At 70.6% G+C, this 11,887-nt stretch carries 12 protein-coding genes; 6 read left to right on the top strand and 6 right to left on the bottom strand.

Translation table 11 applies throughout. The features are described from left to right. The 3 genes from L1857_RS30405 (at position 1) to L1857_RS30395 (ending at position 2,661) form a co-directional block, all read left to right on the top strand. On the top strand, positions 1 to 561 hold the full coding sequence (locus tag L1857_RS30405; protein WP_240323245.1) for an aminotransferase class III-fold pyridoxal phosphate-dependent enzyme: 561 nt from the start codon (positions 1 to 3) through the stop codon (positions 559 to 561). A 43-nt stretch (positions 562 to 604) separates the two neighbouring features. Then, positions 605 to 1,816, top strand: coding sequence for an IS256 family transposase (locus tag L1857_RS30400; RefSeq protein WP_429728364.1), 1,212 nt, complete (start codon positions 605 to 607; stop codon positions 1,814 to 1,816). 113 nt (positions 1,817 to 1,929) lie between these two features. Further along, a complete protein-coding gene (locus L1857_RS30395; protein ID WP_240323474.1) occupies positions 1,930 to 2,661 on the top strand; it encodes an aminotransferase class III-fold pyridoxal phosphate-dependent enzyme in 732 nt (243 codons plus the stop codon). Between the two features lie 468 nt (positions 2,662 to 3,129). Here L1857_RS30395 and L1857_RS30390 read toward each other — a convergent pair whose 3' ends face one another. Then, positions 3,130 to 3,696 (bottom strand): NADPH-dependent FMN reductase, encoded by a 567-nt coding sequence (locus tag L1857_RS30390; protein ID WP_094006206.1) that lies wholly within the window; start codon positions 3,694 to 3,696, stop codon positions 3,130 to 3,132. A gap of 648 nt (positions 3,697 to 4,344) precedes the next feature. Further along, complete coding sequence (locus L1857_RS30385) at positions 4,345 to 4,965, bottom strand: NAD(P)-dependent oxidoreductase (protein ID WP_116115515.1); 621 nt, start codon at positions 4,963 to 4,965, stop codon at positions 4,345 to 4,347. 56 nt (positions 4,966 to 5,021) lie between these two features. Between L1857_RS30385 and L1857_RS30380 the strand changes: the two genes are divergently transcribed. Further along, positions 5,022 to 5,276 carry a winged helix-turn-helix transcriptional regulator gene (locus L1857_RS30380; protein ID WP_116115513.1) on the top strand — a complete coding sequence of 85 codons (255 nt, stop codon included), beginning with the start codon at positions 5,022 to 5,024 and terminating at the stop codon, positions 5,274 to 5,276. Positions 5,277 to 5,297: 21 nt separating this feature from the next. Here L1857_RS30380 and L1857_RS30375 read toward each other — a convergent pair whose 3' ends face one another. Next, positions 5,298 to 6,509 carry an IS256 family transposase gene (locus L1857_RS30375; RefSeq protein ID WP_429728364.1) on the bottom strand — a complete coding sequence of 404 codons (1,212 nt, stop codon included), beginning with the start codon at positions 6,507 to 6,509 and terminating at the stop codon, positions 5,298 to 5,300. Positions 6,510 to 6,641: 132 nt separating this feature from the next. Between L1857_RS30375 and L1857_RS35495 the strand changes: the two genes are divergently transcribed. Next, on the top strand, positions 6,642 to 6,794 hold the full coding sequence (locus L1857_RS35495; RefSeq protein WP_240323181.1) for a winged helix-turn-helix transcriptional regulator: 153 nt from the start codon (positions 6,642 to 6,644) through the stop codon (positions 6,792 to 6,794). 56 nt (positions 6,795 to 6,850) lie between these two features. Here L1857_RS35495 and L1857_RS30370 read toward each other — a convergent pair whose 3' ends face one another. Then, entirely contained in the window at positions 6,851 to 7,864 is a 1,014-nt protein-coding gene (locus L1857_RS30370) for a Glu/Leu/Phe/Val dehydrogenase dimerization domain-containing protein (protein WP_240323182.1), read from the bottom strand. A 79-nt stretch (positions 7,865 to 7,943) separates the two neighbouring features. On the opposite strand from L1857_RS30370, the gene L1857_RS30365 reads away from it, so the two are divergent. Then, on the top strand, positions 7,944 to 8,411 hold the full coding sequence (locus L1857_RS30365; protein ID WP_094006209.1) for an Lrp/AsnC family transcriptional regulator: 468 nt from the start codon (positions 7,944 to 7,946) through the stop codon (positions 8,409 to 8,411). Here L1857_RS30365 and L1857_RS30360 read toward each other — a convergent pair. Together L1857_RS30360 and L1857_RS30355 are read right to left on the bottom strand one after the other, a co-directional pair. After that, positions 8,405 to 9,019 carry an SDR family oxidoreductase gene (locus L1857_RS30360; RefSeq protein ID WP_116110624.1) on the bottom strand — a complete coding sequence of 205 codons (615 nt, stop codon included), beginning with the start codon at positions 9,017 to 9,019 and terminating at the stop codon, positions 8,405 to 8,407. The genes L1857_RS30365 and L1857_RS30360 overlap by 7 nt on opposite strands. Then, the gene (locus tag L1857_RS30355; RefSeq protein ID WP_116110625.1) at positions 9,016 to 11,844 is read right to left on the bottom strand and encodes an AfsR/SARP family transcriptional regulator; all 2,829 of its coding nucleotides are present in this window, start codon (positions 11,842 to 11,844) and stop codon (positions 9,016 to 9,018) included. The genes L1857_RS30360 and L1857_RS30355 overlap by 4 nt, the downstream gene beginning before the upstream one ends. Positions 11,845 to 11,887 lie beyond the last annotated feature (43 nt).

Here is an 11,887-nt window from a genome sequence, read left to right as displayed (position 1 = left end):
ATGGACACAGCACTGTGGCATCCGTTCTCGGACATGGCGGTCGTCCAGGACGACGAGTTCGTCCTCGAGCGCGGCGAGGACGTGTGGGTCTACGACACGACCGGCAACCGCTACCTGGATGCCACGGCGAGCCTCTGGTACGCCAACGTGGGGCACGGCCGGGCGGAGATCGCCGAGGCGGCCGCCGAGCAGATGCGCAAGCTCGCCGGCTACTCGATCTTCGGTGACTTCGCCAACGAACCGGCGCGCGCCCTCGCGGGGCGGCTGGCCGGGCTCGCGCCGATGCCGGACGCCAAGGTCTTCCTCACCACCGGCGGTGGCGAGGCGATCGACAGCGCCGTCAAGATCGCGCGCCGCTACCACGTGGTGCAGGGGCAGCCCGAGCGGGTGCACGTCATCAGCCGGACGAACTCCTACCACGGCACCAACGGCATCGGCACCGGTGTCGCCGGGATCGAAGGGACTGTTTCAAGATCGGTGTTTCTGGCCCGACACGCCGGGCTGAGGTCCGGCGGGATGGGCACTGTGAGTGATGACATCTGGGGCTGTGACTCCACGTAAGAGTGAGAAGCGGTTGTCACCGGAGCAGGCCGCTGCGGTGGCGATGGTGGCCGAGGCCCGGCAGCGGGGGCTGGAGCTGACCGGCCCGAACGGGCTGTTGAAGCTGTTCACCAAGAACGTGTTGGAAACCGCGCTGAATGAGGAGATGACCGAGCACCTCGGACATGAGAAGCATCGTGCCGAGCCGGGGCGTGATTCGGCGAATGTGCGTAACGGGACCCGGAAGAAGACGGTGCTCTCGGACGCGGCCGGCGAGGTGGAGATCGAGGTTCCGCGGGATCGGGAATCCACGTTCGAGCCGCAGATTGTGAAGAAGCGGCAACGTCGGCTCACCGATGTGGACGAGATCGTGCTGTCCCTGTATGCGAAGGGGATGACCACCGGTGAAATCTCGGCGCATTTCGCCGAGATCTACGGCGCGTCGGTGAGCAAGGAAACGATCTCCCGCATCACCGACAAGGTCGTGGCGGAGATGCAGGACTGGGCCAGCCGTCCGCTCGACGTCGTCTACGCCGCGGTGTTCATCGACGCGATCGTGGTCAAGGTCCGCGACAGCCAGGTGGCCAACCGGCCTTTCTACGCCGCCATCGGTGTCACCGTGGACGGCCGTAAGGACGTGCTCGGCCTGTGGGCGGGCAGCGGCGGCGAGGGCGCCAAGTTCTGGATGAGCGTCCTGGTCGATCTGAAAAACCGCGGCGTGAAGGACGTGTTCTTCCTCGTCTGCGACGGTTTGAAAGGCTTGCCCGAGGTGGTGGAACAAGTCTGGCCGGCCGCGATCGTGCAAACCTGCATCATCCACCTCATCCGCAATTCGTTCCGGCTCACCTCCCGGAAATACACCGACGCGCTCAAACGGGACCTCAAAGCCATGTACGAGGCCCCCAACGCGACAGCGGCGGAAGTGGCGTTGCAGGAACTGGACGACAAATGGTCTGCGCAGTATCCGGCGCTGGTCCGACTGTGGCGCAACGCCTGGACCGAGTTCGTGCCGTTCCTCGATTACGACGTCGAGATCCGAAAAATGATCTGCTCGACCAACGCGATCGAATCGCTCAATGCCCGCTACCGGCGGGCGGTGCGAGCCCGCGGCCACTTCCCAACCGAGCAGGCCGCCCTGAAGTGCCTGTACCTTGTGACCCGCAGCCTGGACCCCACCGGCACAGGCCGCGCCCGATGGACGATGCGCTGGAAACCCGTACTCAACGCCTTCGCCATCACCTTCGGTGACCGCTGGCCGGCCGCCGAAACCTACTAACCGAACCGCCAGAAACACCGATCACGGGATAGACCCGGATCGAAGCGAACCGAACCGGCTTCGGCGAAATCCTGCCGTCCTCGTCGCGCGTCGCTTACGACTCGGTGGACGCGTTGCGCGATGAGATCCGGCGGATCGGCCCGGAGCGGGTCGCGGCGTTCCTGTTCGAGCCCGTCATCGGCGCGGGTGGCGTCCTCGCGCCGCCGGAGGGCTACGTGCAGGGCGTGGTGGACGTGTGCCGGGAGTACGGGGTGCTGGTCATCGCGGACGCGGTGATCTGCGGGTTCGGCCGGCTCGGCACGTGGTTCGGGGTCGAACGGTGGGGCGTGGAGCCGGACCTGATCACCTTCGCCAAGGGGGTGACCAGCGGATATCTGCCGCTGGGCGGTGTCGTCGTGCATGGCCGGGTCGCCGAACCGTTCTGGGGCCGGTCCGGCACGACCTTGCGGCACGGTGCCACGTACTCCGGGCATCCGGCGTGCTGTGCCGCGGCGCTGGCGAACATCGACATCCTCGAGCGCGGCAACCTGGTTCAGAGGGGCCGGCTCCTCGAGGGTGAGCTGGCCACCGCGCTGCAGCCGCTGGCCGCGCACCCTCTCGTCCGCGAGGTCAGGGCGGGTGTGGGGCTGCTTGCCGCCGTCGAGCTGCAGCCGGACCTGTTCGAGCGCTTGCCGTCAGCCGTGGCCGATCTCAGTCTGCTCATCCGCCAGCGCGGGGTGCTGACCCGGACCTTGGCCAAGGCCCTGGCCGTGTCGCCGCCGCTGACCATCCAGCGCCCGGAGATCGAGGAGATCGCCGGGGCGTTCGCCGCCGGACTCGATGAGCTGGCGCTGAAGGCCGGGTGATCCGGGTCGAGGCCGATGCCGGGGACGCGGCTGGCGCTGACGGCGGGAGCATGGCCCCGGCTGGGCTGAGGCGGGTTGATCGGTGGGGGCGCCGGTACCGGGCTGGTGATCGCGAGTGCGCTGGTGGGGATGGCCCGGATCGGGCTGAGGCGGGTTGATCGGTGTTGGCGTCGGGCTGGTGGTCCTGGGTGTGGCCGGGGGCATGACCGGGACTGGGCTGAGCACGGCTTGATCCGAGTGGGCGCTGGTGTCGGGCTCGTGGTGATGGCGCCTGGGTGATTCGGGCTGGCGTTGATCGTGGGTGGTTCCGGCTGGGCTGACGGTGGGCCGATCTGGGGCGGTGCTTGAACCGAACCCTCTTTCGAGGGTGTGTGAAACCGGGGCGTGGCGGCGGTCCACTTGCGACGGTTCGCGCGAGCGTCGACGGGGACGACCCCCAGTCGTCCCCGTCGACGGCTTCGCTGGGGCTCAGCTCGCGTAGGGGCGTGTGCGTCGGGCGTCTCGGAGAGTGTGGGACCACCATGCCAGCTGGTCGAGCAGCGCCTTGGCCGCTGCCGTCGGGCCTTCGGGGTTCACCAGCTCACCCCGGTCGTCGAACTGGCTCCAGGCGCCGTGGAAGCTCACGGTCTCCCGGATGGTCACCGCGTGCAGTTCGGCGAAGACCGGGCGCAGGTGCTCCACCGCGCGCAAGCCGCCGGACAACCCGCCGTACGACACGAACGCCACCGGCTTCGCCTGCCACTGCGTGCCGTGCCAATCCAGCATCGTCTTCAACGATGCCGGGTAGCTGTGGTTGTACTCCGGAGTCACCACGACGAACGCATCCGCCTTCTCCAGGCGCTCGCTCACCGCCGCCACCTCGGGGGTCGGCCGGCCGGACAGAGCGGCCGGGAGGTTGGCGTCGGCCAGGTCGATCACGTCGACCCGGAACTCGCCATGGGCGGCCGCCTGCTCGGCGAACCACTTCGCCACCACCGGGCCGAACCGGCCGTCCCGGGTGCTTCCGATGATCACCGCAACATCAAGAGGTTCCATGCGCCCTAGGATGAAACCTCTACATTACTTGAGGTCAAGAGGCGATGAGCAGCAAACACATCGATCGGTAGATGTGCCGTGGTCTGGGCGATCAAGCGCGGCTGACCGGCAGATGTCTCCGTTGGTGCCGCGCGGGGAGGTGTCGGCGGCCGGGAGATGCTGGCCGGCGGGTGGTGCCGCGCGGGGTTTCGCTGGGACAAGTTGTGGAGGGCCGCGAGGGTGGTGCCGGGCGGGGTATCGCTGGCGGTGGGTGCTGCCGGTTTGGCGCGCCGGTCGAGTGGGGGTGACGGGGCGGGTGTCGTGGGCGAGTAACCCAGTCGATCCGGTGGTGCTGGCCGCAGGTCGCGTGGGTGGGGATCTCGTCGATCTGGTGGTGGCCGGGCCGGTGGTGGAGGTGACTTCGCCCTCCGGTGGCGCCGGCCGGTGGTGGGAGTGAGATCGTCGATCCGGTGGTGCTGGTCGGACGCGGCGTGGGCGGGAGTGACCTCGCCGTCGGCCGGTGGTGGTGGGGGTGACCTCGCCCTCGGGTGGTCGTGGCCCGGCCGATGGCCGGAGAGAGACCGCGCCGCCGGGTGTGCCTGGCCCGGTGATCCGGTCAGGGACACCCGACGACGATCCGGGTCAGCGCCACCCGGCGGACGGGTTCGGTCAGCTGGTGGTCACCAGCAGGTGTTGCCGTCGGTGCGCCGGCTTCGTTGCCTCGTCGATCAGGGCTATGGCGAAGTCCGCATACGAGACACGGTCGGCGAGGTCGGCGGCCGCTGCCACCCGGTAGCCGCCCGTGCGGGGGCCCTCGTGGTCGAAATCGCCCGCCGGGCTCACGTACAGCCAGTCCACGGGGCTTTCGCGCAGTACCTCCAGCCCCGCCGCGTGTGCTTCGCAGAACGGGCGGAACTCGGGTGGGGAACCGGGGGCGTCCACCGGCCGCTGGCCCGTCGCATCGGGCGCCAGGACGGACAGGCCGACGACGATCAGGCGCGCCGGCCCCGACTCGACCAGCGCGCGGGCCGAGGACGTGAAGAAACCGTGCGGATCGGTGCCCTCCCCGTACACCGCGGCCGTCGAGATCACCGCGTCTTGGCCCTTCACCAGCGCCGCCACCGAGGACACATCGGTCACGTCACCAGCCACCAGGTCGACTCCCTCCGGCGCCTGGTGCTTCCCGGGGTCACGGACCACCGCCGTCACCTCGTGACCGCGCCGCGCGGCCTCCGCGACCACCTGCCGTCCCGCGCGCCCGCCGGCGCCGAAAACCACGATTCTGCTCATACCGCGACCGTAGCCAGCACCCCGGTTTCCACCCGGATACCGGCTACCGTGGCAGCATGCGCAAACCCCTGCCGCCGGACATGTTCGACGAACTCTGCCCCTCGGACCTGGCGCCGATCCGCTTCGGCGACAAGTGGGTGCCACTGGTGATCGCCTGCCTCGAGGACGGCCCCCGGCGCTTCTCGGAACTCCGCGTGCCGCTGCGCCGCGTCACGCCCAAGGCCCTCACCAAGTCGCTGCGCGGGCTCGAACGCCACGGCCTCGTCCGCCGCACCAGCCAGCCCGGCACGCCACCCGGGTCTATCCCGTGATCGGTGTTTCTGGCGGTTCGGTTAGTAGGTTTCGGCGGCCGGCCAGCGGTCACCGAAGGTGATGGCGAAGGCGTTGAGTACGGGTTTCCAGCGCATCGTCCATCGGGCGCGGCCTGTGCCGGTGGGGTCCAGGCTGCGGGTCACAAGGTACAGGCACTTCAGGGCGGCCTGCTCGGTTGGGAAGTGGCCGCGGGCTCGCACCGCCCGCCGGTAGCGGGCATTGAGCGATTCGATCGCGTTGGTCGAGCAGATCATTTTTCGGATCTCGACGTCGTAATCGAGGAACGGCACGAACTCGGTCCAGGCGTTGCGCCACAGTCGGACCAGCGCCGGATACTGCGCAGACCATTTGTCGTCCAGTTCCTGCAACGCCACTTCCGCCGCTGTCGCGTTGGGGGCCTCGTACATGGCTTTGAGGTCCCGTTTGAGCGCGTCGGTGTATTTCCGGGAGGTGAGCCGGAACGAATTGCGGATGAGGTGGATGATGCAGGTTTGCACGATCGCGGCCGGCCAGACTTGTTCCACCACCTCGGGCAAGCCTTTCAAACCGTCGCAGACGAGGAAGAACACGTCCTTCACGCCGCGGTTTTTCAGATCGACCAGGACGCTCATCCAGAACTTGGCGCCCTCGCCGCCGCTGCCCGCCCACAGGCCGAGCACGTCCTTACGGCCGTCCACGGTGACACCGATGGCGGCGTAGAAAGGCCGGTTGGCCACCTGGCTGTCGCGGACCTTGACCACGATCGCGTCGATGAACACCGCGGCGTAGACGACGTCGAGCGGACGGCTGGCCCAGTCCTGCATCTCCGCCACGACCTTGTCGGTGATGCGGGAGATCGTTTCCTTGCTCACCGACGCGCCGTAGATCTCGGCGAAATGCGCCGAGATTTCACCGGTGGTCATCCCCTTCGCATACAGGGACAGCACGATCTCGTCCACATCGGTGAGCCGACGTTGCCGCTTCTTCACAATCTGCGGCTCGAACGTGGATTCCCGATCCCGCGGAACCTCGATCTCCACCTCGCCGGCCGCGTCCGAGAGCACCGTCTTCTTCCGGGTCCCGTTACGCACATTCGCCGAATCACGCCCCGGCTCGGCACGATGCTTCTCATGTCCGAGGTGCTCGGTCATCTCCTCATTCAGCGCGGTTTCCAACACGTTCTTGGTGAACAGCTTCAACAGCCCGTTCGGGCCGGTCAGCTCCAGCCCCCGCTGCCGGGCCTCGGCCACCATCGCCACCGCAGCGGCCTGCTCCGGTGACAACCGCTTCTCACTCTTACGTGGAGTCACAGCCCCAGATGTCATCACTCACAGTGCCCATCCCGCCGGACCTCAGCCCGGCGTGTCGGGCCAGAAACACCGATCTTGAAACAGTCCCCGCCACCCCGCGTCGAGTACGAGCTCACGCCACTGGGGCGCAGCATGCTGGAACCGATGAAGGCGGTGTGTGCCTGGGCGGGTGAGCATTGGGAGGAGATGCTGGACGCCCGTGAGGCTTACGACCAGAAGTTGCGCTGACCGTTGAAGGTGACGTTGGGCGGGTGGGCACTGGGGGAAGCTGCGCCAGCCACCCCTCATCGCCCCGTCAACCGGGTCTCGACCCGTTGGCGGGCTTCCCGCAATGGTGTCGTTCCCTTGTCCCGCGCGGTGTCCAGCACCGCGGACACCGTCGCGCCGATCGACTCCACTCGGGCGTTCGCCGCCGCCTCGTCCAGTCTTTCCACCTCGCGCAGCAGCGTGTAGACCGCGCCGCCCGCGCTGGCGATGAAGTCCGGCACCCACACGATCCCCCGCGCGGCCAGCTCGTCCGCCACCGGATCCGCCGTGAGCTGGTTGTTCGCCGGCCCGACGATCAGCGGCGCGGCCAGCTCGGGCACCAGCTCCGGCGACAGCACACCACCCACCGCGGCCGGCACCAGGATGTCCGCCGGCGTCCGCAGCGCCTTCTCCGGATCCACCCACTCGTACGCCGAATCGCGCTTCACGGGGTCCACATCGGACACCACCACGCGCGCCCCCGCCGCCGCCACGTGCCGCGCCACCAGCGCCCCCACCGAGCCCAGCCCGCTGATCACCACCGTGCGACCGCTCAGCTCCGGACTCCCGAACACGTGCCGCGCCCCCGCCCGCACCGCGGCGAACACCCCCAGCGCCGTCGGGATGCTCGACGAGCCCGTCCCACCGTGCTCCACGGGCAGGCAGAACACCCGCGACGTCGAGCGCCGCACCACCACCATGTCGTCCGGCCCCGTCCCGACGTCCGGACCACCGAAGTACGTTCCCCCGAACGACTCGATCAGCTCGCCCACGTCGAGCAGCGCCGCCTCCCGCAGCGACGGCGTCAGCTCCACACCGGGCCCCAGCGTGATCACGCTCTTCCCACCGCCGAAGTCCAGCCCGGCGGCCGCGTTCTTGGCGGTCATCGCCTCGGACAGGCGCAGCGCGTCGGCCAGGCCGTCCCGCCAGTCCGGGTAGCGGCGCAGCCGGATGCCGCCGGCCGCGGGGCCGAGGGCGCGGGAGTGGATCGCGACGACGATCGGCAGCCGCGAGCGGGGACCGCGGCGGACCTTCACCTCTTCATGCTCCATGCCGGGAAAGCTAGGCTGATGCACAACGACGAAGCGTCGCCGCCGAACGATATTCGGCACGAACATCGGAGCTGCGAACATGGACGAACTTGATTCGGCGATCGTGCGGCTTCTGCAGGAGGATGCGCGGCAGTCGAACCGGGACATCGCCCGCAAGGTCGGCATCGCACCGTCGACCTGCCTGGAACGGATCCGCCTGCTGCGCAAGCGCGGCGTGATCCGCGGCTACCACGCCGACATCGACTACAACGCCCTCAACCGCGGCGTGCAGGCGATCGTCGCGGCGCAGATCCGGCCGCTGACGCGTGACGTGGTGGACGCGTTCGAACGCTCGCTGGCGCAGCTGCCCGAGGTCATCTCGGTCTTCACGATCGCGGGCAGCGACGACTTCCTCGTGCACGTCACCGCGCAGGACATCGACCACCTGCACGCGTTCCTGCTCGAACGGTTCACCAGCCGCCGGGAGATGGTCACCTTCCGGACGTCGATCATCTACCAGCACCACAGCAAGCAGGTGCTGGACCCGCTACCGGAGGCGCGTCACTGATCGGGGTGCAGCGCGGCGAACACCGACGGCCAGTCCGGACGGGGCGAGTCCTCGTCGTCGTACAGCTCGAACGTCTTGCCCGACGCCGCCGGGTCGAACAGCGCCGCGACCACGGCGTCGGCCACCGCCTCCCGGCTGACCCGGCCCTCGCCGGTGTCGCCCTGCTCGATGCGCACCCCGCCGGCCGGCAGGTCGTGCAGCCAGCTCGGCCGGATGATCGTGTACTGCGCGCCGCTCTCGCGCAGCGCCTGCTCGCCCCGCGCGCGGGCTTCGATGCGGGCGCTCATCTCCGGGTGCTCGGCCGGCCGCGTGAGGTAGATCTGGGACACCAGCACCACCGGGATGTCCTCGCGCGCCGCGATCTCCGCGATCGCCGCGACACCCCCGTGCATCGCCGCCTCCGCCGCGTCCGGCTCCTTCGGCGGTTCCGCCACGATGACGACCCCCTCGGAGCCGGCGAAGATCGCCGGATCGGGTTTCGTCGTCAGGTCCAGCGGCGGCTCCGAACTCCGGCTCGCCACCACCACCCGGTGACCGCCACCGGCGAGCCGTTCCCCGACCCGGCGTCCGGTCCGTCCGTTGCCGCCGACCACGACGAAGGTGCTCATGGCTCCCTCCCGGCTCTCTCGGAGGGCACCAGGATGGACCCGCCGGCGATCATGGTCAATGGGTGGTGACTCAACCGTTCCCGCAGCGCGGCCGCCGCTTCTTCGGCGCCCAGCTCCGACCAGATCTCCAGCGATCGCCGGAACAGGCCGCGGGCCTCGAGGACCTGCCCGAGCCGCTCGTGCACCTCGCCCAGCAGCTGCCCGGCTTCGGCCTCCGACCGCCGGTCGCCGTCGCGCCGGTGCACCGACAGCGAGTTCACCAGCAGGAGCTTCGCGTGCGCGAGGTCGCCGCTGCGCAGGCACAGCTCGCCGAGGCTCTGGTGCGCGTAGCCGACGCAGTGGTCGTCGCCCAGCTCGCCGAAGATCGCGATGGCCCGGTCCAGTTCCTCGCGGGCCCGCCCGAGGTTGCCGCGCTGCTGGTGCAGCAACGCCATCCGGTGCCGCGCGTGCGCCTCGCGGTGCCGGTCGCCGATCTCGACGCACGCCTCACGCGCGTCGGTGAACCAGCGCTCGGCGGTCGCGTGACAGCCGCGCGCCAGCCACACCGACCCGATCGCGAGCCGCACCACGGCCTCGCCGTGCCGGTCGCCGCTGCGGGTGAACAACTCCAGCGCGTCGTGGCAGTGCCGCAGCGCCATCTCGTGCTCTCCCGAGACGCGCCGGATCGTGCTCAGCCCGGCCAGCGCGACCGCCGCGCCCTGGTCGTCGCCGATGCCCCGGAACAATGCCAGCGACCGCTCGAACGCCGCACGCGCGGCGGTGTAGTCGTCCTGGTAGACCTCCAGCTGCCCGAGGCTGCGCAGCACCACCGCCCGCCCGCGTGGATCGCCCGCGCGCTCGGCCGCGCCCAGCGCCAGCTCGTGCGTGCGGCGCCAGTCCTCGTGGTGCCCGCGCAGGTCGAAGTACGGGGTGAACGCCGTGACCAGCCGCCACGCCAGCGCGTCGAAGCCGTGGTCCACCGCCAGCTCGACGAGGGGGACCGGTCGCTCGCCCGCGAACCACGCCACCGGATCCTCGACCCGGCCCGGACACCACAGGTCCGCCGGCCTCGGCTCCGGTGCGGCGCCGAAGAAGCGCACCGGCATCCGTTCCGCCGCCTCGGTGGCGAGCGAGAGGTACCCCTCGACGACGCGGCGGACGGCATCGGAGTCCGGCTCACCGAGTTCCCGCGCGTAGCAGCGCACCAGGTCGTGCAGCCGGTACCGGGGCGGCTCGCCCACCAGGTCCACCAGGTGCGCGCCGACCAACACCTCCAGCACGTCGTCCGCGTGCTCCCGGCCGAGCAGCGCCCCGACCACCCAGCCGGGGAACGGCCCGAACGCGCCGAGCGCCCGGAACGCCCGCGCGCAGCTGCCCGGCAGCTGGTCGTAGCTCAACGCGAGGCTCGCCCGCACCGCGAGATCGCCGACGCGCAGCTCGTCCAGGCGCCGCCGCTCGTCGGCCAACCGGACGGCGAGCGTGCGAAGTGTCCACTCGCGCCGGTGCGAAAGCCGTGCCCCGGCAATGCGAATCGCCAGCGGCAGCCGTCCGCACGGCTCGACGATCGCGGCCGCCGCCTCCGGTTCGGCCGCCACCCGGCCGGCCCCGGCGATCCGGGCCAGCAGCTCCGTGGCCTCCGCGCCGGTCAGCACCCCGACGTCGACGTGCCGCGCGACGGTCAGATCGGGCAGCCGCCCCCGGCTGGTCACCAGCACCGCGCACGCACCCGCGCCGGGCAGCAGCGGCCGCACCTGCCCGGCGCTGCCCGCGTCGTCGAGCACCACGCACACCCGACGCCCGGCCAGCCGCGACCGCAGCAGCGCCGACCGTTCGCCGAGCCCGCGCGGAATTCCGGTGTCGGGCACGCCGAGCGCGTGCAGCAGCTCGGCCAGCACGTCCAGCGGCCGCCGCGGCGACTCGGACGTGCCACGCAGGTCCACGTACAGCTGGCCGTCCGGGTAACGGCCGCGCGCGGCGTGGGCGGCGTGCACCGCCAGCGCCGACTTCCCCGCGCCGGGCGGGCCGGACAACACCACGACCGCCGGACGCTCGCCGTCGAGCAGGCCGGTCAGTTCCGCGAGCCGGCTCTCCCGGCCGGTGAAGTCGGGCAGGTCCAGCGGCAGCTGGCACACCGGCGCCGGAGCGTCCAAGCCGGCCACCGCCTGCCGCAACCCCAGACCCGGCTCGGTGTCCAGCTCCGCCCGCAGCACGCGCTCGGCCTCGGCGTAGGCGGCCAGCGCCTCGCCCTGCCGCCCGCTCGCACCGAGCGCGACGACGAGCAGCCGCCACAGCTCCTCGCGCAGCGGCTGCTCGGCCAGCAGGCCACGCAGCTCGACGATGGCGTCCGCGTGCCGCCCGGCCGCCACGTGGAACCGCAGACGTTCCTCCTGCACCGACAACCGCAGCTCGCTCAGCCGCGCGACGGCCGACGACCACGTGTGGTGGTGCGGCAGGTCCTCCAGCACCGCACCGCGCCACAGCGCCGCGGCCCGGTCGAGCAGCGCGGGCGCCCGCTCGGCGTGCGCCCGCGCCACGAGCCGCTCGGCCACCGTCGCGTCCAGCTCGTCCGGCCCGGCGTGCAGCAGGTAACCGCCCGCGCGGCCCTCGATCCGGTCGCCCAGCACCCGCCGCAGGCCGTGCACGTAGGTGCGCAGGTTCGCGGCCGCCGACCGCGGCGCGCGCCCCGGCCACAGCACGTCGGTCAGCGCGTCGGCGGACACCACGACGCCGGGCTGGAGCAGGAGCGCGGCCAGCAGCAGGCGCGGTTTCGGACCGCCGAGCGGCGCGGGACGAGCCCCCACCGCCACTTCGAGCGGCCCCAGGATGCGGAAGAACACCAACGGCATCGCCCCCGACCGGAAAAAAGGAAATCCGATCGTAGGCAAACCC

Origin of the sequence: Amycolatopsis thermalba, from assembly GCF_023376025.1 — a bacterium.
GTDB classification, from domain to species: domain Bacteria; phylum Actinomycetota; class Actinomycetes; order Mycobacteriales; family Pseudonocardiaceae; genus Amycolatopsis_E; species Amycolatopsis_E thermalba.
The sequence above is the reverse complement of the archived record's forward strand: the minus strand, read 5'-3'. Positions and strand labels throughout refer to the sequence as shown.

What these genes read in the sequence shown, in the direction of transcription:
- L1857_RS30390 (WP_094006206.1), bottom strand. Translation starts at nt 3,696, where the DNA reads ATGGAACCTCTTGATGTTGCGGTGATCATCGGAAGCACCCGGGACGGC.
- L1857_RS30355 (WP_116110625.1), bottom strand. Translation starts at nt 11,844, where the DNA reads ATGCCGTTGGTGTTCTTCCGCATCCTGGGGCCGCTCGAAGTGGCGGTG.
- L1857_RS30380 (WP_116115513.1), top strand. Translation starts at nt 5,022, where the DNA reads ATGCGCAAACCCCTGCCGCCGGACATGTTCGACGAACTCTGCCCCTCG.
- L1857_RS30370 (WP_240323182.1), bottom strand. Translation starts at nt 7,864, where the DNA reads ATGGAGCATGAAGAGGTGAAGGTCCGCCGCGGTCCCCGCTCGCGGCTG.
- L1857_RS30360 (WP_116110624.1), bottom strand. Translation starts at nt 9,019, where the DNA reads ATGAGCACCTTCGTCGTGGTCGGCGGCAACGGACGGACCGGACGCCGG.
- L1857_RS30405 (WP_240323245.1), top strand. Translation starts at nt 1, where the DNA reads ATGGACACAGCACTGTGGCATCCGTTCTCGGACATGGCGGTCGTCCAG.
- L1857_RS30365 (WP_094006209.1), top strand. Translation starts at nt 7,944, where the DNA reads ATGGACGAACTTGATTCGGCGATCGTGCGGCTTCTGCAGGAGGATGCG.
- L1857_RS30385 (WP_116115515.1), bottom strand. Translation starts at nt 4,965, where the DNA reads ATGAGCAGAATCGTGGTTTTCGGCGCCGGCGGGCGCGCGGGACGGCAG.
- L1857_RS30375 (WP_429728364.1), bottom strand. Translation starts at nt 6,509, where the DNA reads ATGGTGGCCGAGGCCCGGCAGCGGGGGCTGGAGCTGACCGGCCCGAAC.
- L1857_RS30400 (WP_429728364.1), top strand. Translation starts at nt 605, where the DNA reads ATGGTGGCCGAGGCCCGGCAGCGGGGGCTGGAGCTGACCGGCCCGAAC.